The 23,472-nt window shown below is 67.2% G+C and carries 9 protein-coding genes; 5 read left to right on the plus strand and 4 right to left on the minus strand.

Annotated elements, in window-relative coordinates:
- The 3 genes from AC5L35_RS18825 to AC5L35_RS18835 are packed head-to-tail and all read right to left on the minus strand — an operon-like array spanning position 1 to position 13,170.
- A complete protein-coding gene (locus AC5L35_RS18825) occupies positions 1-4,089 on the minus strand; it encodes an Eco57I restriction-modification methylase domain-containing protein (RefSeq protein ID WP_495060954.1) in 4,089 nt (1,362 codons plus the stop codon).
- Complete coding sequence (locus tag AC5L35_RS18830; protein ID WP_495060955.1) at positions 4,089-6,980, minus strand: DEAD/DEAH box helicase; 2,892 nt, start codon at positions 6,978-6,980, stop codon at positions 4,089-4,091. The genes AC5L35_RS18825 and AC5L35_RS18830 overlap by 1 nt, the downstream gene beginning before the upstream one ends.
- Positions 6,981-7,002: 22 nt before the next feature.
- A complete protein-coding gene (locus AC5L35_RS18835) occupies positions 7,003-13,170 on the minus strand; it encodes a protein kinase domain-containing protein (RefSeq protein WP_495060999.1) in 6,168 nt (2,055 codons plus the stop codon).
- A 696-nt stretch (positions 13,171-13,866) separates the two neighbouring features.
- Here AC5L35_RS18835 and AC5L35_RS18840 point away from each other — a divergent pair.
- The 5 genes from AC5L35_RS18840 to AC5L35_RS18860 all read left to right on the plus strand — a co-directional run bounded on the left by AC5L35_RS18840 (position 13,867) and on the right by AC5L35_RS18860 (position 22,258).
- Positions 13,867-16,092 carry a DEAD/DEAH box helicase gene (locus tag AC5L35_RS18840; protein WP_495060956.1) on the plus strand — a complete coding sequence of 742 codons (2,226 nt, stop codon included), beginning with the start codon at positions 13,867-13,869 and terminating at the stop codon, positions 16,090-16,092.
- A gap of 16 nt (positions 16,093-16,108) precedes the next feature.
- Positions 16,109-17,023, plus strand: a complete 915-nt coding sequence (locus AC5L35_RS18845) for an HNH endonuclease (RefSeq protein WP_495060957.1) — start codon at positions 16,109-16,111, stop codon at positions 17,021-17,023.
- Between the two features lie 91 nt (positions 17,024-17,114).
- Positions 17,115-20,312 carry an AAA domain-containing protein gene (locus AC5L35_RS18850; protein ID WP_495060958.1) on the plus strand — a complete coding sequence of 1,066 codons (3,198 nt, stop codon included), beginning with the start codon at positions 17,115-17,117 and terminating at the stop codon, positions 20,310-20,312.
- 94 nt (positions 20,313-20,406) lie between these two features.
- The gene (locus tag AC5L35_RS18855) at positions 20,407-21,798 is read left to right on the plus strand and encodes an MFS transporter (protein WP_495060959.1); all 1,392 of its coding nucleotides are present in this window, start codon (positions 20,407-20,409) and stop codon (positions 21,796-21,798) included.
- A 16-nt stretch (positions 21,799-21,814) separates the two neighbouring features.
- On the plus strand, positions 21,815-22,258 hold the full coding sequence (locus AC5L35_RS18860; protein WP_495060960.1) for a hypothetical protein: 444 nt from the start codon (positions 21,815-21,817) through the stop codon (positions 22,256-22,258).
- Between the two features lie 47 nt (positions 22,259-22,305).
- Here AC5L35_RS18860 and AC5L35_RS18865 read toward each other — a convergent pair whose 3' ends face one another.
- Positions 22,306-23,442 (minus strand): DNA cytosine methyltransferase, encoded by a 1,137-nt coding sequence (locus AC5L35_RS18865; RefSeq protein WP_495060961.1) that lies wholly within the window; start codon positions 23,440-23,442, stop codon positions 22,306-22,308.
- Positions 23,443-23,472: the final 30 nt, after the last annotated feature.

Raw genomic sequence — 23,472 nt, forward strand, 5'->3', positions numbered from 1 at the left:
TCAGGCTCTGGCTGCGGGGTGGCGGGGACCGTGGCCAGGGGGCGGGGTGAGGGTGGAAGTATAGTTTCCCCCGTCGACGAGCGGGGTATTTAGGTCCACCCCGGCGGCCGCCATGCGGTCGTACTCGGCGAGGATCAGATCCTTCGTGCGGTACGCACCGTACTTGGACTCATCCTTGCGCTTGACGATGGGGAAGGTGTCGAGAATGTAGGCGACGTCCGCGCGGCCGATTCCGTAGAGGTGAAAGAAGAGGGCTTCCAGTTCCGCGCGGATTACGGCACGCCGTTCATTGTTCCATCGGAAGGGGGCTCCGCTGTCGCCCAATTCTCTGGAGAACTGTTCTATATCGGTGGCTGTGTACGTCAGTTCAAGGGTGCGCCTTCGGATGAACTCGCGTTGACCTTGCAGGTCTCTGGGAGTAGGGACGGGCATCTGCTGGAAATAATTAAAAGTGAGATTGATTCCGCCCAGCTTCTGTCGAAGACTGTAGTCGCAGGCGAATGACGTGATCGCTGCCTGCAGGAAGGCGCCATCATCGGCAATCAATAACGGGGCGCTATGACCGACTCCAACTCGGCTGAAAATGCTGTCGATCAGCGTGCGTTCATCTGTGCTTCGGCAGACATTGCGAAAGCCGAGAAGCCAATTGTGGTCCCAGCCCTTGTTGGTGAGGCGGGTAGTGACGCCGGCCTCCATGATCTCGCTCCCATTTTTGTTGAACCTCCCGGTCGGCACGTCGTCCTCGGGTACCCAGTAGCGAGGGAGGACGACTAGGGTGGGGTCCTGCTTCTCCGCTAGGGTGAGGTCCTGGGTGTCGCCGTTCTCGTCGTAAGTCGCCCAGCGATGGTCGAAGTGGTGGAGCATCTTCGCCTCGTACAGTGGCAGCATTCGTCTGGTGTCCCTGGTGAAGACGTTTCCGGAAAGAGTCCAGCTATCGGCTTCGAGGTCTTCGCGAGTATGGAACAGGTGGGAGTCGTTCGACATGTGGAACATTGTCATGAAGGAGACTCCCCACGGGTTGCTGCCACCGCGGCCCTGCATGTCAGGCTCCTTGATCAGGACGGGAACGCGGCGGTAGATACCGAGGGTGATCTCGGCGTCGCGGCGGGAGCGGAACACCGGGCAGGTTCCGGTATTCGGGTTAAGAAGCGTGATCTCCTCAGGGGTAAGTGTGAACGCTTTGTCGGCGTCGTCGAGTTCGGCTGGGTCGTGGAGGAAGAAGGCGAAGCTGGCGGCCGGTTCTCGCAGCTTCCTACCGGCGAGTGACAGGATGCTGAACTTGAACGAACGATGCACGCCTGGAAAGAGCGGCGCGGCGTTCTCGAAGTCGTAGAGCGCGGCGAGCGAACCGTGCTCGACCAGTTCCTTAAAAAAGTACTGCGTCGTTGCGTCGGTGGCGATACCGGTCGGGACGATCACGCCCATGCGGCCGTGTGGCCCGGTTAGCGTGCGGGCGACCTCCGAGAAGACCGCGTAGGTATTGATGTCACCGCGACCCGTCAGTGGGTAGCGGTCGCCGTTGCGGAGGAAATGGCTTTCTCCTTCCGCCTTGCGCTTTGCTGCTTCGAAGTCCTCGTACAGAGCGCGGCGGTCAGGATTTTGATTGAGCGCTGCGATGAGATCCTTGCGTGCGGCGGCGTTCCTTGCGGTAGCAATCTCCTGATCGGACTGCGCGAAGAACTCCTGTTCCTGGAGTTTGATGCGCTCCCAGGGGGGATTTCCCAAAACGCAGTCGAATCCCCCTGTCCAGCCGCTCACCTCGTCGGCATCCACGCCGATTTCGAGAACGGTGAACACGTCGGGAAACTCCAAGTGCCAGTGGAAGAAGCGGTATTGGTCCTGGAGTCGGGCGACCTCCTCGTGCGTGCGCTGGGGCGCCGCATCGGCTTGCGGGTCCTGGAGGTCGCGGAAGACCTCCTCAGTGATCGCGCGCGGCGCATTGGGGGTCTTGCGCCAGAGGAACGCGGCACACCAGGAATCGGCCACATGCAGTGCGCGCACGTAATCGTCCGACTCGACAAACTCGCGATAGGCGGACTCCTGCCGCCGCACGTCTGCAAGGGTGTCCGAGGACGCGCCTGCGATCCGGCGCAAGCCGGTGGCGAACGCGGTGTTCGTCACCTTCGGTTCGATGTCGAGATCGAACAGCCCGCGCTGACCGTTGCGCTCGTCCTTGTTCTGCCGCTCAAGCGCCTTGGCGTACTTCTTGTCGTCGCCCGCGATCGGCTTGAACGCCTCGTCTCGGATTCCGCCGCGCAGCAGCGCCGGGGTCGCGCCTATCAACGCGTTGCCGCACTTGATGTGCGCGTCGAGGAAGCCCAGCGGCTTGCCTGGTTCGAGCGCTTCTAGCCAAAGGGAGACCTTGGCCAGCTCGACGGCCATCGGGTTGAGGTCGACGCCGTAGATGCAGCGAGCGATTACCTCGTGCAGTGCGTGGCGAACGGCGTCCAGCGTCGGTTCCGGGTTGCGTTCCCGTACCGCTGCCACGCGCTTCGCGATGCGGCGTGCGGCGGCGACGAGGAAGTGACCGGAGCCGCAGGCCGGATCGCAGACCGCCAGGGACAGCAACTCGCCGGCGATCGAGTCCGTTGGGTCGACCTCGCCGGCGGCAGAGGCCATCAGCTCCCCGCGCTTGACCGCGTCGTCGATCACGGGGTCCAACGTGGTGTTTAGCAGGCACTCGATCAGCGATGCTGGCGTATAGTAGGAGCCGGTTGTCTTCCGGGTGTTGCCCGCCAACAGGACGAGGTCGAACGTCCGGTCCACCGCGCTGTGCTTTGGAACCAGCTCCAGCAGGGACTCGTAGATGGATCCCAGCTCCTCGGCGTCTAGGTGGCGGTAGTCGACCGAGCGCACGCGGCGGGAAGCCGCGTCCCGAACCTGGGAGAGATGGCGCACCGCCGTCAGCAAGTACTCGTTGGACAGCGACATGTCGTGCAGCGGGGCGTCGGCATCAGTGTCGTCGAAGATGCCGCCGAGTCCGGGAAGGCCGAGCTCGGGACGCCCGTTCTCGTCGCCGAGGGCGTCCAGGACGACCCGAAGTGCTTGGTAGAGGTCGTTATGGGCGGTGCCGCGGCGGCGCCGCGCGTGGGCGCGCAGCTTGGCCGTCGAGAAGTACGCGGCGTACCGCTCCCGAGCCTGCTCGCTCGCGTCCGGATCGTGCAGGGCGTCGCGGTCCTCCGCGACGAAGACGAACAGCAGGCGATACACCAGCCGCAGCAGCGCGTTGTGAAACGACTCGACGTCGACGTTCTCTCGCAACCGGGAGTTGGCTGGGTGCTTGAGGAACCCGGTGCCCAGCGTGGTGATCGCGTTCTGCACACCGTTGCGAAGCTGGTCGAGTGCGCGAGTGCCGGACGCGATCGCCTCGACGCGCCACCGTTCCAGCCAGCATGCCGACGGGCTCGCGCCCTCGGCGATCGCGAAGCGCGACACGTGAAGCAGCCGGTACAGCAGGACGAACTCGCTGAACAGCTCGCCGTCGAAGATCGCCTCCAGGTCGAACTCGATGTAGGAGGCGGTGGCCAGCGCATTGGAGTCGCGCAGCAGCCGCAGCTGGCGTCCGTTGGTGATCACACCCCACAGGTGGGCGTCGGTGCGGTTCAGGAACTCCTGCACCAGCGACTGCGGCGGCACGGTGCCCGCTCCGCCCGGCCGCCTGTCCAGTTCGGCGTTCCAGCCGATCAGGTGCACGGGTAGGTGGTTCCAGCGGTGGCTGATCGCAAATGTCTTGCTCCCGTCGTCAGACGAGATGCCCGACGTCCCGATCGCGCTGAGCTCGCCAAAGCCGAGCTCGGCGAACAGCGGTGCGAGCCACTGCGTGATCGCCAGCCCGGTGGGGTCTGCCGGGGTGTCGGCCGCCGAGGCGACGGGGAGCTTCTGCCTCAGCTCGGTCCACACCGACCGGAGGTAGTCCCAATGGCGTTCCGCTGCGTCAGGAACGGACCGTGAACCGATGACGCGGTAGTCGGCGGGCAGGCAGCCGCTGACGTCCTTGCCGTCGGAGATGCGCACCAGCATGTCGGCGGGTAGCAGGCCACCGACGGTGTGGACGGCCGAGAAGACCTGGTTGCGAGCGATGGCGGACATCAGGCAGCCCCTCCGGACACCGGCAGGTAGACGTAGGCGCCGAGCACGTCGGCGGGCTTCTGTGCGGTCACGTTCACGCCGCGGACGATCTCGCCGGAGGCGCTGCGGACCCGGCGGTGCGAGGCGAGTAGCTCGGCAGCGAGCTCGTCGCCGTAGGACTCCAGGTACGGGTTCGTCGCGGAGAGCGCGTCCAGCACCCGTTGCATGGTGCGTTCACCGAACGTCGGATCGGTGTTCTCGTCCGCGGTCAGCTCCACCAGGCGAAGTGCATCCTCGGCGGGCAGCCATGTCGCACTGGCCGGTGCGCCCTGGAAGGCGAGCAGCCGGGCGTCCTCGGCGACCAGCTGCCGCTCGCCCGTCCTCGATGGTAGTGCGAGATGGAAGCGGTAGCGGACTAACAGGAGCGTGGTGCGGGTCTCGACGCTCCGCGTGCGGATCACCCCGCAGCGCCGGGCCGGTCGGGGCCCGCTGGCCTTGCCGTCGAGGGCGGCGTTGAGGACGTACCCGGCGAGCGCGCCGACGACCGGGTCGGTACGGACCAGGGCGACCTCCCCGCGCGCCGCCGCGGCCGTAGCGCGGAACGGCACCAGCTTTCCCGTTTCGACGGCGTCACCACCGAGCAGCGGTGCGAGGGTGTCGCGCAGCCCGGCGGGTGTGCCGGAGAGATCCGCGGTGAAGCCACCCGCCCGGTCGTCACGCAGCACGGCTTCAAGCGAGGCCAGAGCCTGCCGCGTAAAGTCGGAGGATTCGGCCGCCCGGCCCAAGGTGTCCCGCACCGCGGTGATCTCCCGGGCGACCTCCTCGGGGTGGATGGCGCGCTGAGCGAACCGCGAACGGGAGGTCCTCTCCCGCTCGGCAGCCGACTTCCACTTCAGTTCGAGCGCCTCGGTCGTCTTGGTGACCTGATCGAGCTCGAACAGGCCCTCTTGCTCGGGGCGCCCGCCACGCAGCAGCAGCCATTCGACGATCGCGTCCGTCACGGCGGAGGACGCGGAGTCAGGAATCGACACCGAGATACCCAGGTCCTTCTGGATCTGGCGGTGCTTCTTGATGAGGACCTCGAGCACCTTGCCGTCGATGCCGTTGTCGCTGCCGTACAGAGTGATGACCTTGACGATGTCCCGCTTCTGGCCGTAGCGGTCGACGCGGCCCTCGCGCTGGTCGTGCCGGGTGGGGTTCCAGGCCAGGTCGTAGTGGATCACGGCGTCGAAGTGATGCTGGAGGTTCACTCCCTCGGAGAGGCAGTCGGTGGCGATCAGCACGCGGTGGGCGTCCTGGCCCGCCTCCTCGGCCAGTTCCTCGATCCGCTGCAGGCGTTGCTGTGGGGACAGCGTGCCGGTCACCGAGCGGACCACCACTTTCCGGCCGAGCTTGCCGTCCAGATGCTCCGCGACGTAGTCGGCGGTGGGGATGTAGCGGCAGAAGACGATTGGGTGGTAGCCCTCAGCGAGAAGTGCCTTGACGTGCTTGATCAGCGCCGCCAGCTTCCGATCCTCGGTCGGACCCTCCATTCGGGCCGCTCGGTCGGCGAGCTCGGCGAGTCGGGCGCCCGCGCCCTCGGTCTCCGCGCCGGGGGCCACGTCGAGGCCCTCCAGCGCGTCGCTGTCGGAGGAGTCGCGGGTCAGCGGGGCGCCGAGCTGGTCGGCCTCTTCCGCGGTAGCGGCGATCGCCGACGCTGAGCGGGTGCGCAGCGTCTGCGCGGCGGCCCTCGGCGAGGAGACCAGTGAACGCAGCAGCGCGATCGCTGACCACCACGCGATGCGGGCTTCGCGCTTGCCCTGGTCGCCGGCGGCCGTGACGCGCTCGCTCGCGTAGGCGATGGCATCGTCGAGAAGCGCGCGGTAGGCAGGGGAAAGCCGGTAGGTCTCGTCCTTGAAGAACCTGTCCGACGGGAATGCGGTGTCCTCGCGCAGGCTGTCGTCCGCCAGCCCGTCATGCACGGTGAGGAACTGGCGCACGTCGGCGCGCTTGCGCTGCACGAAATGCGCTGCGAGCAGCCGGCGGCCCGCGTCGGAATCGAGGTCGGCCGTGGCCAGTTCCGGCCGGACCAGACCGAGCAGCGCGCGGAACGCGCTCTCCTTGCCGCTATGTGGAGTCGCGGTCACCAGCATCAGGTGACGGTCGGGGTCGGCGGCAACGCGCCGCAGCAGCTCGAAACGCAGCTGGCTCTGCACGGAGGACGTGTCGTCGGCGGCGACACAGGTATGGGCCTCGTCCACGATGACCAGGTCGGGACAGTGCTTGACGAAGTCGTCCCGATGGCGGGTGGACTTGATGAAGTCCGTGGAGACCACCACGTTTGGATGCTTGTCGAACAGTGACTGCCCGAGGTCGAGCCCGCGTTCCAGCCTGCGAACCGTGGAGGCCAGGACCAGCTCGGCGTCGATACCGAACTTGGCCCGCAGCTCGTCCTGCCACTGCTCGGCCAGCGCCGGCGCACACAGCACGGCCATCTGTCGCGCGCTTCCCTGAGCGAGGAGCTCACTCGCGATGAGGCCGGCCTCGACGGTTTTGCCGATGCCGACGTCGTCGGAGATCAGCATGCGCACTGTCCGTTGCCGCAGGGCCATCATCAGCGGCACGAGTTGGTAGGCCCGGGGCTCGACGGCGATGCCGGCGAGCGAGCGGAACGGTCCGGCTCCGGAGCGGAAACCGATGCGCAGGGCAGAGCGCAGCAGTCCCGCGGCGAGAGAGTCGCCGAGGTCATCCGCCGACGGCCGCTCGAACTCGGCGTGGCGAACCTGTTCGAATCCTGGGAAGACGGCCGCGACGTCGTCGTCGGCGCCACCGAGCGGGCGCAGGACGAGCATCTCGTCGGCGCTTTCCGGCAGCACGACCCAGTCGCGTCCGCGCGCGGACACCAGGGAACCCACGGTGAAGGTGGTGGTCATTTCTTTTCTATCTCTTTCGTCGTCAGACGCGCGCGCTGGGTCCGAAGTAGTGCTGGAACTGTTCGGCGATGGCTGACCAGTCAGAATCGTGTGGGAACCGAACCACGTCCCAGCCTCTGTCCAATAGGCGTTCTGACGCTTCGAGATCCCGGTCGGCGACCGACGCGTATTCGTGGACGGGGCCGTCGACGAAGACCGCGACATTCGCACCTGGAAGGCGATAGATGTAGTCGGGTCGCGCGAGCGCCTCCGCAACGAAGGTCTGTGCCTCGTCGGGAAGGCGCAGACCGCGCTCCTTGAGCCAGGTGATGAGCCGCTCTTCCAACTTCGTGTCGGACTGCTCGGCAAGCCGCGACAGTTGCTCCGTGCGGGACTCGCCCCTTCCCGCGGCGAGAGCTTGCGCACCGGCCAAGCGCAGCAACAGGTCCCGGACCGCATGCCGATCGATCGCGCCGTGGTTGATCTGGTTGCCGTAGGTGAGCAGGCACTCGTAGCAGCCCCGCGCGCACGGGCGGTCCGGGTGCGGACCACCCCGGTCGGTGCCGTCGGGTTCGAAGTGGCAGATCTCCAATGCCGCGGCCGCGGCTTGCCTGAGCGCGTCCGGATCCGACTGCATCAGCCGCAGCACTCCCGCACCGCCTTCGGCGGCCTCGGTTAAGAGCATCCGGTCGCGGTCGCCCTCGGCGGGCGGCAGGAGCTCCCCGGCCAGCTCGGCGTCCTCCAGCTCGAAGGCGGCTTCGATACCGCGTTCCAGCGCGTACATCAGCGACAGAGCGACTTCCACCGGCAGCGGTTCGGCCAGCTTCAGGACGAGGATGTTGCGGCGGTCCTCGACGAAGGGGATCACCCGCTTCTTGCGGCGCTTCTCGTTGCCGTCGGCATCGATGACGGGCATCTCGCCGGAGTCGCCGGATGACTCCGCGGCGTCGCGTTCGTTCATCCAGCGGCCGTCCGCAGGGTCGAGCCAGAAGCCGTCTGGCTCGTTGTCGGCTGCGCGCAACCGGCCGACGTTCGTGATACGCACGGTCGCCGAGTCGCCGTACGTCACCGTCGCGATCGGACCGTTCGAGTCGGAGACCAGGGCATCCCGGCGGCCCGGGCGAGCGCCGTGGTCGTGGAAGCGGTACGAGGTCACCAGCCGGAAACCCGCCCGCCTGCGCTCCTCCTCGTCCGAGGAGATCCGCTCCCGCCGTTGCGTGTAGACGGTGTGCAGCTGGAGCAGACCGGTTGTCTTTTCCCGAATCGGCTCCTTGCAGAACTCGCACCTGTCGGCTTTTCCGAGGACGTCGTGGTGGTAACCGCAGGCGGTGCAGCGCTTGGCCTCGGTGGTGACCACGTCTCCTGTGGCGTCCGGCGGCAGCTGGATACGCGTGACCTGGTAGCGGGAGCCCTCGTGGTAGATGAGCGCGCCGGGGCCGAACTCACGAATGGCCAGGAACCGGGGGCGCTGGAGGTAGTCGCCCTCGCCGAACCTGCGGGTGGAGGTGGGGATGTAGGCGGCCAGGGGCAGCCGCGGGAAGGAGTACCCGGGCAGGAATCCCTCGCTGGCGAGATAGCGGTAGGGGCTGAAGTCGGCCAGCACCGACTTGCTGTCCACGCTCTCGTTCTTCAGGAGGTTGAGCTGCGTCTCCGCTTCCCTGCGACGGCGGACGGCGAAGTTACGGTCGCGTTCGGACAGGGTGTGGTCGAGCACCCGGCGGTTCTGCTCGGCCTGGTCCACAAGCGCGGCCTTGAAGAGGCCCCGCCATCGCTCGAAGGCTTGGTCGAACTGGTCGTCCGCGACCCGAAGGGTGTCCTCGATCCACTGGTCGTGCCACCACGTGGTGTCCTCGAACTCCGTCAGCAGCCGGCCGAACACCTGCCGGGCGGCCGTGACGGCACGCTGCTGCGTGTGGGGATCATGCTGGGCAGCGGCGATGTGGTCGTGCAACGGCAATAGGGGGTCGGGCCGGCGGGCTCCCTCGTCGTAGCCGATGTCGATGATGTCGGGGATGGCGCGGCCCAGCTTGAGTCCGGACTCGGCCAGCCAGATGGCCTGTACGTGGGAGCGCACGAGGTCCTCGTTGGCGAGGTCGAGGCGCGGCGGGGTGACGGCCCCGGCAACCATGCGGTCAGAGCGGCGGAAATAGTACTGGTCGTGGCTGTTTCCGGTGGCGCAATAGGTGGTGACCAAGGCAGGTTGTCCTGATCTGCCCGCTCGTCCGCTGCGTTGAGCGTAGTTAGCGGGGGTGGGGGGCACGTTGCGCATCATCACGGCGTTGAGCTCGGAGATGTCGACGCCGAGCTCCATCGTCGGTGAGCAGTAGAGGAGCTTGAGCGTGCCCTTGCGGAAGTCTTCCTCGCGCTGCTCGCGCACATCGGGGCTGACCTGGGCGGTGTGCTCCCGCGCCGCGAGGCCACCAAGGGTGCCAGCCGTATTCCGGTAGAGGTCGCGGAAGAACGGGTTGACGCGGGGACCGTCACCGCTGGCGTAGGTGCGGGTGAGCGGGTCATGGAAACCCGTCTCACCGTTCCCATAGCGCCAGATGAGTGCGCGAGCGGCGATGCGGTATCCGGTGATGGTCTGGCTTGGGGATCGCCGGTATCGCCCCGTTCGCTGCGGTGCCGTGTCGACCTTGGTCAGCAGCGCAGCATCAGCCAGCACGTTCATCACAGCCGCGATGACGTGCTGCGTGTCGTCGGTCGACAGGCCCGGGAAGTGCACCCGGCGCAGGTACTTGCCGAACTTTCCACGGCCGGACACGAAGAGCCCCGACCGGTCCATGCCCGGCTTCGACCCTTGCGGGTAGGCGGTGCCCACCTGCGGGCGGTCGCTTGTCGACAGCACCCACGGGTCGACGAGGCGCTCCTCGCTGGCGCGCTGCAGGTTGTCGAAGTCGTCGCGGAAGTACTGCACGTCGACGGCGAGCGCTCGGCGCATCTCGTTCAGCAGCACCCGCATGATCTCGGCACGGCGGACCGGCTCGGCATCGCGAAGTTCCGGCTGCGTCTTCGCCCACCGGCCGTGCTGCTCGGCAAGCCAGTCCAGGTCTTCGTAGTCGATCTCCAGCAGGCCGGTCTGCTCCAGGTTCGGCATGGTGACCCGCCAGCCGCGCTGCAGGTCGAGGTAGAGCCGGAAGGCGATGACATCCTGCAGCGTCTTGGCGGCATTGCGGGCGAGCGCGGGCGGCAAATCCGTGCCGCCCGTGTAGTCGGCCACGTCCAGGCCAAGGGCGTCCGCAACCCGAGATGCGAGTTTCTCGTGCCGAATGCCGTCCTCGCCCGCCTCGGACATTGCCTGGAACAGGGCGGCCCGCAGCTGAGTGATCTGCACGAAGTCGTTGAAGTGTCCCGCCTGCAGTGAGGCGTCCTGACGGTTGTCGACGAAGGTGAGCAGCTTGCGCGCCCTCTTGTCCAGCGCCTCGACGGGCGCTTCCTTCAGTGAGCGCACGATGGAGGCAGAGACGAGCGAGGTGGCCGACGAACGGCCTTCCTGGTCGAGGGTGGCCAGCTTGGCGAAGTCCTTGCCTCGGACCTGTTCGTAGCTCACACCGCAATGCAGGCAGAACAGGAAGGGTGCAGGGATGAACGCCGCTGCGAGCTGGCCGTCGCCTTCGGTTCCGTAGGGGTCCACCGTGACGGCCATGGGCAGCCGCTTCCGGTAGGAGTCCCGCAGAGCCTCGTAGCCGTGGTCGTCGACCTCCAGCCAGGACTCCGGAAGGCGTCCATCGAGGAGGGCGTCCTCCACCGTGCGCGGCCACGGGCGGTCGGAGTCGATGTACAGATAGCCATCGCCGGCCTGTCCACTGGTCGCGGCGGTGTCCCGACGCGGTTCGTAGACGACCCTGTCGTCCTTCGGCTTCCGCCAGACGGTCAGGTACTCCTGGCCGCACTCGCGGCAGAAGGCGAGCGGGAGCAGGATCTTGCCATCGGAGCCTGGCTGGACCCGCTGGTAGTCGCGCGTCAGATGCCGAGTGACCTTGTCCTCCAGCGTGACGTAGACCGTGTCGCCCTTGGACAGGAACTGGTGCAGCCGGAAGGCGAACAGGGGGCGCTCGGTCACGGGATGCCGGGCCTCGGAGCCTGCCTTCAGGGTATGGCGGATCGCCCCCACGCAGATGTGCTCGGGCAGACCACTGTCCTGGGCGAGTTCGGCGGCCGCGTCCTCGATCTTCGCAGGCTTCTGCCGGATCAGGCGGCCGGTGCCCTCCTCGGTGGCGAGACCGAAGCGGGTCTCGATCCAACGCGCGAGCGGGTCGGCCACCAGGTCGGCGTATGCGCGCGGGGCCACGCCTGCTTCGAGTCGCTCGATCGGCACCGTGTCCGGGGTGTCGCCGGTGGCGCGCACCAGCGTCTCACCGATGACATTGCCGGGGCTGACGGGTGCGCCGAACAGCGTGGACGCGACGCGGGCGACGACCTCTTGCTGCGCGGCGAACGTCCCTTCGCTGGACATGGTTGCGGAGGTGCCCACGCACTGCAGGCGCTCGGCCTTGCACGCCTCACGGACCCGGCGGATCAGCAGGGCGACGTCCGCACCCTGGCGGCCGCGGTAGGTGTGCAACTCGTCGAAGACGAGGAACTCCAGACCGCTGGCCATCTTGATCAGCGAGCGCCGGTCGTCGGGCCGGGTGAGCATCAACTCCAGCATCACGTAGTTGGTGAGCAGGATGTCCGGCGGATTGTCGCGGATCTCCTTGCGGCGCTCGTCGCCCTCCTGGCCGGTGTAGCGGGCGTAGGTGACGGGCTCGCGACCCTTGCCATAGCCGTCGAGGAGGTACTTGTCGAGCTCCTTGAGCTGGCTGTTGGCCAGGGCGTTCATCGGGTAGACGATGATCGCCCGGACGCGCTTGCGGGCCCCGGGCTCCTCGCGCTCGCGGTCCCTGAGGACCTTGTCGACGATCGGCACGATGTAGGACAGCGACTTGCCGGATCCGGTGCCCGTCGTGAGGACGTAGGACTCGCCGGAACGTGCGATATCGATCGCCTCGCGCTGGTGGCGGTGCAGGGTGAGCGGGCGGCCGTCGCACACCAGGCCACCATCGGTCTTGCCCGCTTGGAAGATGCGCGTGCACTCCTGGTGCAGCACGCCTGCGTTCGCCAGCTCGAGAACCGTGCCACCGGAGGCGAAGAACGGGTTCAGGGACAGCCAAGGGTCCGGCCACTGCGACTTTGCGTCGAGATCCTTCTCGACGAACGCGGCGATGTCCTCGTCGCGGATGATGGTGCCGCCCTCGGTGAACGCCCGGTAGTCGTCGACGAGCTTGCGGTGCACGCCGAAGACGTCCATGCCGGACATGGCCTGCCGGGTGTGAGGATCCGGTCTGGCCGCCACCGGAGTGGTCGTGCGTGGCTTCGCCAGGAGCGGGACCGGGTTCAGCTCCTCCCACCCGGGGATGCTCTTGTCGCCCACCGCAAGCGGCAGCAGGACCTCTCGGACGGCGGCCGCGTCGACCGGGCGGTCAACTGGATCCTTTTCCAACAAGCTCTCAATGAGTCGGGCGAGTTCCTTCGGAACGTCCGAGCGCAGCGGTCCCAGTGGGGGTGGGGGCTCGGTCAGGTGCTTCTGGCCGAGTTCGTGTGCGGACTCGCTGTGGAACGGTGGGACGCCAGTGAGCAGCTCGAACAGCACGCACCCGAGGGCGTACAGGTCGGCTGCCGGGCCCACAGACGACTCGCGAAACTGCTCGGGTGCCATGTAGCGGGCGGTGCCCACGGTGACTCCGGTGCTGGTCAGCTGGGCGTGCTCGATGTCGTCGACGATCCGTCCCATGCCGAAGTCGAGGACCTTGACTTTGCCGCCACGGAGCACCATCACGTTGGACGGTTTGAGGTCGCGGTGGATCACGCCGACTTTATGCGCTGCGGACAAGCCGGCTGCGATCTGTGCGCCCAGCGCGGCAACCCAGGAGATCGGCGACTGCGGGCACTCCGAGACCAGGTCACGGAGCGATCGTCCGTCGAGAAACTCCATTGCCAGGTAGGCCAGGCCCGCGGAGTCCGCGCCCCCGTCGATGATGCGGGGCAGGTTGGGGTCGTTGAGCTTGCGCATGATGCGGACTTCGCGGCGGAACCGCTCAACCGTCTTCGCGTCTGACGAGGAGTCGATGAGCGCGCCCGCACGGCTCCGCAGGATCAGCTTCACAGCGACGATGCGATCGACGGCATCCCCCTTGGCCTGCAGATCCTCCGCGCGGTGAACCTCGCCCATGTTGCCCTTGCCGATGGGGCCTAGCAGTCGAAACCGGTCCGCCACGAGGTCCAGGTTCGGGGCCACTTTTCCTCCAGCGATGTCCGGCCGGTTCCGCGTGTCGTACATCGACGCTGCGGGCTTCAGGAGTGTACACATGATCTAGCATCTATCGAGACTAGTATCTGTTAGCGATGTAAACGAGCGAGGTGGACACTTGGACAGCCGCCATGGCGGTCCCACTGCGTTGAGGTCGACGGACCTGGTCAGGTCGGCCGGGAATCGCCAGTTTGGGTGGGGGATCTCGTACGGCCTGTGTTGCCGTGTTGGGAGCGCCCACGTCGTTCCTGGTGATCGTCGTCCGACGACATGTCGTTGCCCGGGGCCCCGGTGCTACAGCGGTGGCAAAACTTCGGTGAAGAGCTGCCGGTGTGGCGGTGGTTCCGGCTGTTCGAGCGTTCGTTCGGTCGAACCGGTCGTTCGTCGTACGCCTGCTCACCCCTCGTCGGGGCCTCGGCCCGGCGGTCGTGGCTGGACTGGTCGGTCGGTGCGGTCCCACGCCGCTGGCCCGTCGCGTTGCCCCGTTCGTGTGATCCACCAGCGCCCTGGTGACGCCCACGTCGCCGGCGACGATCAACCGTCGGATCAGCGTGATGACCAGATGTGGGGGAAAACAGTGCAGTCGGTGATGGGTGCTCGGATGACGGCGAAGCACCGGTGAGCCAGAACGCCCCCGACGAGGCAGCTCTCGACATGGCCCGAGGCAAGATCGGGCCTGGTGCTCAAGCCACGATCGCGGCTGTTCGCGAGCTCGTCGACCGAGCCACTGCGCTGGTCTCCGCACCGCAGATCCTCCGCGACGTTGCTCGACACCAACTCGAGGTCCTCAACGGCGAACGGGTCGCGGCGCGTCTCCGCGAGACGCCGATCAAGGCGCTCAAGGACTTCGCTGGGCGTGGCGTACGGCTCGGGGCGATCGAGCAGGCCGGCTACCGCACGGTCGCCGACGTCCTGAACGTGCAGGACTATCGGCTTCACCAGCTTCCCGGAGTCGGTCAGACGACGGTTCAGGAGGTCAAGCGCGCGGCGCGCACCGTCGCCGTGCAGGTGCATCGCGACACCCGGTTCCGTTTCGACCCGGACCGCCAGGATGGTGCGCAGACTCAACTGCTGGCTACCCTCGCCGCCCTACGAGCAGCCGATTCTGCCGCGGCATCGCTTCAGAACCCCCTTCAGTCGTTACGGAGGCAGGTCGCGCCCCTGCTGGCTGACGCGGAACGGGCCAGTAGCCGGATCTCGATGTTCTTCTCCCGGCGCTCGAAGAAGAACGCGGCACTGGATGCGCTGGCCAAGCTCGACGTGATCCTGGCTGATCCTCGAACCAAGGCTCTGGAACAGGCGATCCGAGCCCACGAGCAGCAGCTCGACCCCCGCAGCTACGAACGAGGACGGCTGTGGGGGCAGTACCTGTCCGATGCCGCATCAGTCAACGCTGTGCTGTCGACCGTCGGAGGGGCCGGCGGAGCCGAGGACGAGGACGCGGCACGTGGCTTCGTTCCTGAGGAACTGCGCCAGCGCATCAGCGCCGTACCGCTCGATACGAGCAAACTGACGTCGACACTGCGTGGATATCAGGTTTTCGGGGCGCAGTACGCCATTCACCAGGAGCGATCCATCCTGGGCGACGAGATGGGCCTCGGGAAGACCATCCAAGCGCTCGCCGTATTCGCGCACCTTGCGGCAAAGGGCCAACGGCGCTTTCTCGTCGTTTGTCCCGCGAGCGTCCAGATCAACTGGCTCAACGAAACTGCCAAGCACAGCGTGCTTACGGCTCACAGCCTGCATGGTGCCGACCGGGATGCAGCCGGTCGCCGGTGGCTCCGCGACGGTGGTGTCGGCGTGACCACGTTCGGCACGCTCGGCCGCCTGCCCGCCGATGTGCGTGCCGCCGACGTCGCGATGCTTGTCGTCGACGAGGCGCATTACGTGAAGAACCCGGATGCTGCGCGTTCGAAGGCGGTGCACGAGGCGGTGCAGCGCTCACAGCGCTCGCTGTTCCTCACCGGGACGCCGATGGAGAATCGCGTCGAGGAGTTCCGCACGCTCGTGGGCTACCTGCAGCCCCGCGTGGCGCGGGACATCGACGCCGCCGACGCCATCGCGGGCGCCAAGTCCTTCCGCCGCGCCGTCGCCCCCGTCTACCTGCGCCGGAATCAGGAGGACGTGCTCACCGAGTTGCCGGAGAAGATCGAGACCGAGTCCTGGGTGCAGCTCGGCAACGACGACGAGGCTGCTTACACGTCGGCTGTGTCGTCCCGCAACCTCATGTCGATGCGACAAGCGCCGCTCAGCTCGCCAAGCTCGGCGAAGCTCGAGCGGCTGAAGGATCTCGTCGAGGAAGCCGAGCAGGACGGGATGAAGGTCGTGATCTTCTCCTACTTCCTGGGGACCCTCGAGCTGGTCCACCGCGCACTCGGGTCGTCGGTGGTCGGGACGATCAACGGATCGGTGCAGCCTGCGGCACGCCAGCGGATCGTGGACGACTTCTCCGCGCGGCCAGGACACGCGGTACTGCTCGGACAGATCGAGGCCGGCGGCGTCGGCATCAACATGCAGGCCGCGTCCGTCGTGATCCTCACCGAACCACAGTGGAAGCCCAGCACTGAGGAGCAGGCGATAGCGCGTGCGCACCGGATGGGCCAGGTCCGCACGGTGCAGGTCCACCGGCTGCTCGCCAAGGACAGCATCGACGAGCGCATTCGCGAGATCCAGCAGGGCAAACGGCTGCTCTTCGACGAGTTCGCGCGCAAGAGCGACGCCAAGGACGCCGATCGCCGAGCCGTGGATGCCACCCACCACCGACCTCGAATGCTCGACGACGAGTCGGTTCCGCTCGAGCGTCGTGTGCTGTTCGCCGAGCGATACCGGCTCGGCCTTGGCTGACCGGTATCGTCCCGCCGTGATCAACAGCCCGGAGTTCGACGCGGTTCTCCGCAGGGAAGCCCAGCGTTGGCTCACCGTCCGTACGAACGACGGGCAGATACCGATCTCGTCGTCCGACCTCCTCGACTTCGAGGTGGCCGGGCAGCCGTTCCGCCTCATGGACGCCCAACGGGGCATCCGGAAGCCCCGCGAGCTCTCGTCGGCGCTCTCGATCCGCACCGTATACACGGTCGAGGGCAAGGAGCGGCCCTACGCCGACGATGTCGGACCGGACGGCTTGCTGCGGTACAAATGGCGTGGCGCCGACTACAAGCATGCGGAAAACCGTGCGCTTCGAACCGCCATGGAAGACCAGGCACCGCTGATCTGGTTCTTCGGTGTCGCGCCCGGTGTTTACAAGCCGATCTATTTGATGTACCTGCTGTGGGAGGAACCGGAACTGCAGCAGTTCGTCATCGATCCGGATGTGGCGCGAGGGCTGGTGTCGAAGGGTGGCGAGATCACCGAGCAGGTGCGGCGCTATATCCTCCGGCAGACGAAGCAGCGACTGCACCAGCCGGTCTTCCGCGCCACAGTGCTTCGCGCGTACGAGACGCGGTGTGCGGTGTGCGCGCTGCGACACGCAGAGCTGCTCGATGCAGCCCACATCGTGCCCGACAGAGAGGCAGCCGGAATCGCGTCCGTCCGCAATGGCCTGGCCCTGTGCAAGATCCACCACGCTGCCTACGACAGCTCGGTCCTCGGGATCAGGCCGGACCTCGTCGTCGAGATCCGCGCCGACTTGCTCGAGGAGATCGACGGTCCGATGTTGGAGCACGGTCTGAAGGGACGTCACGGTCAGCGGCTGATGGCCTTGCCGAAGGTCCGGGCCGAGCGTCCGAACATCGACCTCCTGGAGGAGCGCTACGCGCGGTTCCGCGCCGCTGGCTGACCTCGTGCGCCCTGCAATGTCACTCAGATAGCTCTGTGTGAGCAAGCGGTCATCCTTGGTTGAATCGATCAGGGGCGGCGAGCGGGGGCGGATGGCTGCGGACTGGTCTGTTGAGGTCGTCGAAGCGGTCGAACGATGGATCGAGACGAAGCCCGAGCGCGGACGGAAGGTTGCAGGGTGGCGGAAGGTCGGCCTGGCTGACCCGCCCCGTGACGGCTGGCTGGTGCTGGATCTACGACTCAACGGGACCAACCCGGACACGCTCGGCGAGCCGTGCTTCGCTGGCGAGCGCGGCCCCGACGTCGAGTTGGCATATCCGATCGAGGAGTTCCGCATCGTCGACGGCGTACTCCTGCTGCGCGAGCCCCCGGGCCTACCCAGCCGTTGCCGTCACCTGTGGGTCCGTTCGATGTCGGCTCGGTTCCTCCTCGAGAAGCTGCGGGACGGCTTGCGTGCCGCAGGATCGGCGCCCTTGGCCGAGGCGCTGGCCGAGAAGAGGCTGGCGCAGCGAGCAACCTCGCGGGCAGATGCTGTGGGCCTCCTCGATTCCCAGGCTGAAGCCTTCCGTGCCTGTCTGAGTCCGGGCGTTCGGCTTGTCTGGGGTCCGCCAGGGACAGGAAAGACGCAGGTGCTCGCCCGCGCCATCGAGGAGCTCGTCCGTAGGGGCAAGCGCGTCCTGCTCGTATCGACGGCGAACGTCGCAGTCGACAACGCCCTGCACGCCGTGCTTCCTCGACTGCCGCGCCGCCCTGGAGTGGCGATCCGTGTCGGTCCCGCTCACCTGAAGGAGATCGCGGCCGATCCCGACGTCCAGCTGGAGCGGCTGGCGGCTACCCAGTCCCGCGCCGCTGATCAGGAGCGTGAGCAGGCGGCCGCGCGCCTGCGCGAGATGGACGGGCTCGATGCCGAGATCGAAGGCCTGCAGGCCGAGCTGGTTGACTACGACGATCAGACCTACCGGGCTGCGGCAGCGCGCGTTGCGGCCGAACGGAAGGTTGAGGAGCTTGGCCCACGAGTCCGGGATGCCGAGGCTGCGGCCAGGAGAGCAACTGCAGCAGAAGCGGCGGCCCGAACAGCGCTGCACGATGCGACGGCGACCCACGCACAGCTCGACTTGGCGCGCCGTGCGCTCGCCCAGCACCGCAACGCTGCCGACGAGCTCGCTCGTCTCGACGAGGAGCAGCGGACCCTCCGACTAGAACGTGACGCCGTCAACAACGAGCGCCCACCGCGCGGCCTGCTCGCGCGCCAGCGCCATAGCTGGCAGCGCAATCGTGTAGCGGCGGACTACAAGCGATTCGTCGCGGAGGCGGCCGATCGACGGAGAGGCCTGCTGGCGGTGCAGGTTGAAGCACGAGCGATCAGCGGCACCGTCAGTTCTGCCGATCTCGACGCCGCTGACGTCCGTCTCACGGGTGCGCAGCACGCTGCTACCGCCGCTCACGATGAACTCCAGAGCGCACGGCGCGAACTCAGCGGCTTGCGCACTGCCGTTCGGGATGCCAGATCTCACGGCAACCCGACCGAAGATGATCAACAGCTTGTCGCGCGGTGCGTACGGCGGAATCTCCCGATGCGACACCGACGGTTGCAGGAGTTGTTCGGCCGGCAACGCGAGACCGCAGGGCAGCGGGGTGCGATCGAAGCAGAGCTCCGCGCGATCACCGACCGGGTCCGCAATCTGCGTGCTAACGCGGAGAAGCAGCTTGTCCGGGAGGCCCGCGTCGTCGCGACGACGCTCGCACGATCCAGGCTCAATCGCGCGATCGCATCGACGATGTTCGACGTCGTCCTCGTCGATGAGGCTGGCGCAGCTGCACTGGCCGAGGTACTGCTCGCGCTGTGTCGCGCGAAGACCACGGCAGTGCTCTTCGGAGACTTTTTGCAGCTCGGGCCCGTACTCGAGGGGCTCGAGCGCGATTCCAGCCCGGCAATTCAGAAGTGGATCCGGGCTACCTGCTTCTCCCATGTGGGCATTCACGCCCCGAGCGACATCGACGCGACGGGAAGCTGCGTGGCGCTCACCTATCAGTTCCGGTTCGGACCGGAGCTGCGCCGGCTCGCCAACAGCGCGATCTACGAGGTCCTACGCGATGCCTACGAGCTCCCCGGCGTCAACGTCCGACCCCAGACGGAGATCGTGCTCGTCGACGTCTCGACCGTGCCCGAGCTGGCTGCCATCCGTGCCGGAACGGTCAGCGGCAAGTGGTGGATGGCGGGCGTCGTGCTGTCCCGGGCGTTGGCGGAACTACACGTGCCCGACGGAGCGGTCGGTGTCGTCACGCCGTACCGCGCGCAGTCCGAGGCAACAGTCGCTGCGCTGAACGACCGAGGCATGGTCGCAGGTACGGCGGTAGGAACGGTGCACTCTTTCCAGGGTCGCGAGTACCCGACGGTCATATTCGACCTCGTGGACGACGGACGCGGCTGGGTGGCCAGCGGGAAGCGCAGGGCATCACCCTGGGAATACGACGGATTGAGGGCCTTCGGTGTGGGCATCACGCGTGCCCGAAGTCGCCTCTATCTGATCGTTGATGGGCAAGCTCTGGCAGCTGCGGGTAGCGGACCGTTGAAGCAGCTACGAGAAGGCATTGACCGCGGGGAGATCCGGTGCTGGAGTGCCGCGGCAATGCTCGGTCTTGACGACCCGCCTCGCGGTCCGGTCGATGAGACGTTCACCGAGGTCTCCCGGCTACTTCAGCAGCTTGTGACCGTCACGGATGTGCACGACGAGCACACGTTCGGCCGTGAACTCCAGCGGCATCTGGGAGCCGCACGAACCTCGGTATGGATGTGGTCGCCGTGGATCGCCAATCGGGCGAGGGACGTCGTGCCGATGATCCACGCGGCTGTCGAGCGCGGTGTCGACGTTCGGTTGTTCATGCGACCGGACCACGATCGCCTCATGTCCAAGGAATGGGCTCAACGTCAGCTACCCGCGCTTCTCGCGTCAGGCGTCACACTCATCCGCTCCGACGTCGAGCATCGGAAGATCGTGGTCATCGACGAGCAGATCGTGCTTTTCGGCAGCCAGAACCCGCTATCCAACACCCCCGGAAGCTCTCGCGAAACCATGATCACGATGGACGGCCGGGCGTTCGCTTCGCGGTTGCTCATCGAGTTGCAGGTCGAGGAGGTCGGGACTCTGCGGCCGTGTTCGTCGTGCACGGAGCACATGGAGGTGCGGCGACGTCGGAGCGCAGCAGCAGATCTGTACTGGCAGTGCCGGCCGTGCAAGGTACAGATTCCGGTGCCTCGCCCCAGGCGTACGCGTTCGACGGCAGGATGATCGCTTCGGCGCGCCAGATCGTGAGGGCATCCGGCCAGAGTCTTCGACATCACACGTACCCCGGAGTCGCTCTTGCGGCGATTACGGTGTCCGGGTGCGCGAGGAAGCAGGTCTGAACCGGGGCCTGGCGCTCCTCATCGCCGGCGCGTTCTTCATGGAGATCCTCGACGGCACGATCATCGCGCCGGCCGCCCCGCACATCGCCGCCGACTTCGGGGTCGGCCCGGTCGACATCAACATCGCCATCACCGCCTACGTCCTGACACTGGCCGTGCTGATCCCGATCAGCGGGTGGCTGGCCGACCGCTTCGGCGCCCGGCGGGTGTTCACGGTCGCGTTGCTGCTGTTCACGCTGGCTTCGGCGGGGTGTGCCGCCGCACCGACGTTGCCCATCCTGACGGCGACGCGGGTCCTGCAGGGCGTGGGCGGCGCGATGATGGTGCCGGTCGGGCGGCTGGTGGTGCTGCGGACGACCGCCAAACCCGACCTGGTCCGCGCCATCGCCTACCTCACCTGGCCCGCCCTCGCCGCGCCCGTCATCGCCCCTGTACTCGGCGGGGTGCTGAGTGAGTACGCGTCGTGGCGCTGGATCTTCTTGATCAACATCCCGCTCGGGGTGGCCGCGCTGCTGCTGACCCGTCGTCTGGTGCCCGACCTGCGCGCCGAGGACGCAGGGCCGCTCGACCGTCGCGGGTTCGCCCTGACCGCCCTCGGAGTCGGCGCGCTGGTCGTCGGGATGGAGAGCCTGGGTGCGGGGGAGACGCGGTGGGTGGTGGTCGGGGTCGGGCTCACCGTTGCTGCCGTGCTGCTCGGTGCTGCCGTGCGGCACCTCCTGCGGTCCCCGCGCCCGCTCGTGGACCTCCGGATCCTGCGGGTCGCGACCTACCGGGTGACGGCGGTCAGCGGCTCGATCTTCCGCGCGGTGATCACCGCTGTGCCGTTCCTGCTGCCGCTGTTCTTCCAGCTCGGCTTCGGCTGGTCGGCGGCCCAGGCGGGGTTCGCCGTGATCGCGCTGTTCCTCGGCAACGTGGGCATCAAGCCGCTGACCACACCTCTGATGCGCCGCTTCGGGATCCGCACGGTGCTGCTCGGCTCTGTCGCTGCGTCTGCGGCGTGCCTGGTGGCGATCGCGTTCCTCCAACCGACGACACCCCTGCCGCTGCTCGTCGCGGTGCTGGCGGTGAGCGGGATCTTCCGGTCGATCGGGTTCACCGCCTACAACAGCGTGGCGTTCGCCGACGTCGAGGCGGGTCGGATGACGCACGCCAACACGCTGCTCTCGACGCTGCAGGAACTCGGCGCCGGCCTCGGGGTCGCGGTGGGAGCGTTGCTCGTGCGACTCGGTGAGGCGGTCGGGGTGATCCACGGCGTCGCTGGCCCCTTCCGCGTGGCGTTCGTCCTGCTTGCCGTGCTGCTGGTGGTGCCGGCGGTCGAGGGCCTGCGCCTATCCCGGTCGGCGGGCGATGTGGTCACCGGCCGGGCGTAGTCGAAAGGGAGACGTTGTGGCGGCACGACTCAGGCTGACGGCGGCCGACATCGGGGCGTGGCTCTTTACCTGCAACCCGCGGGAGTTCGCCGAGCTCGAACCGGGTCTGCGTGGCGGCGCCTCGGTCGACGGATGGTGCGCGCATCCCACCTACCGCGTCGACCTGGTGAAGGCAGATCAGGCCGCCGTGCTGTGGGTCTCCGGCAGCGCGACCTCGGTTCCGGAGCCGGGGATCTGGATGGTGGGGCGCACCACCGGCGTCATTACGCGTGACGAGCCGCGGCTCCGGGTCGGGTTGGCGATGACCCTGCTTCCCGAGGTGCTGCCTCGTGAGCAGCTGCGGGCTGATCCTCGGACCTCGGGGCTGGAAGTGCTTCGCGCGCCCCAGATGAGCAACCCGTCCATCGTCTCGCCGGAGGAGAAGGCGGTGATCGAGGAGCTGATCGGTGGGTGGCCGTGAGTGGCTACAGCGAAACGCTGGAGGCACTGTGTTGACTCGCGTATGAGTCAGCTGCCGACGGGTGACATCGCGGCCTCCGCCCCGAGATCCTCCTGGGCGCATGGATCAGCGCTGCCTGATGTGCCTGGAGCGCGCCACGAGGCGTTCACAGCCGCGTCGAGCATCGTGCTGTCCAGAGGCAGGTCGAGGGCCGCGGCGAGAACATGAGCGGCGAGACGTGGCGGGATCGCATTGCCGATCTGCTGGGCGATGTCCTTCCCCTGCCAGGGGTAGTCGATGGGGAAGGTCTGTAGCCGACCGGCTTCGGACAGGCTGAAGCGCTCCGATCCCTCGTGCGCGCCGACCAGACGGTTTCGTCGGATCTTCCCGGTCACGGTGGCGGCGGGCTCGTCGGATCGGCGTCGACCACGAGCCCTCGGGTCCCCTCCCGTGCCGTAGTTGGAGACGACGGTGAAGGGACCCGGCCGGCTCAATGCGCCGTCCATCGTCTCCCACGGAAGCAGTCCGTCGTTGACTCCCTCCAAGCGCGGTACGCCCTTACGGAACCGACGATGGGTGGGACGGGGGAGTTCCACTTTGCCGTCGAGGCGTGCGATGAGGATGGCGCGTCGTCGCGTCTGCGGCACTCCGAACTCCTCCGTGTGGAGAATTCCGTGATCAGCCCGGTAGCCGATGGCTTCCAGTGCCTCCCTCACTGCGCCCCAGACCGGAAGGACCGCAGGTACCTGCTCGAGGACGATGGCCTTGTACGGGCGACCGAGCAGGTTCGCCTCCAGCGCCCATCGCAGGGGCTCCAGCACCAGGCCTGTCCGCTCGTCGTCGAGTTCGGCCAGGGTCGCGCTGATGTCCTCGCCCGCTGCCATCCGCTTGACCAGGGCGAGCACTTGATCAAGTGCCCGGCGACCTGCGCCCGTTCCGGCGACGGTGAAGGTCTGGCAGGGCGGTCCGCCTGCGAGGATGGTCGCTTTCGCGAATTTATGGTTCGGCCCGAATTTCCTGACGTCGCCGTGAGTGGTGCCAAGTCCGGCCGCACGACGGGTTGCGCAGGCGTTGGCGTCCCACTCGACGCCGTGTGCGGACACACCGAGCCAGCGCGCAGCAACGTCGAGGCCTCCCGGACCCGCGAAGAGGTCGACCATGCTTGCCCGAGCAGGCGAACAGATGTGCGATTGCTCGGACGTCATGAGGCTGCATGCTATCGATCCACTCTCGGC

Source organism: Pseudonocardia sp. OZ21 (assembly GCF_059359135.1).

Excerpts from the sequence above, each read along its gene's own strand:
- AC5L35_RS18835 (WP_495060999.1), bottom strand. The coding sequence starts at position 13,170 with ATGGGCGAGGTTCACCGCGCGGAGGATCTGCAGGCCAAGGGGGATGCC.
- AC5L35_RS18865 (WP_495060961.1), bottom strand. The coding sequence starts at position 23,442 with ATGACGTCCGAGCAATCGCACATCTGTTCGCCTGCTCGGGCAAGCATG.
- AC5L35_RS18850 (WP_495060958.1), top strand. The coding sequence starts at position 17,115 with ATGGCTGCGGACTGGTCTGTTGAGGTCGTCGAAGCGGTCGAACGATGG.
- AC5L35_RS18825 (WP_495060954.1), bottom strand. The coding sequence starts at position 4,089 with ATGTCCGCCATCGCTCGCAACCAGGTCTTCTCGGCCGTCCACACCGTC.
- AC5L35_RS18830 (WP_495060955.1), bottom strand. The coding sequence starts at position 6,980 with ATGACCACCACCTTCACCGTGGGTTCCCTGGTGTCCGCGCGCGGACGC.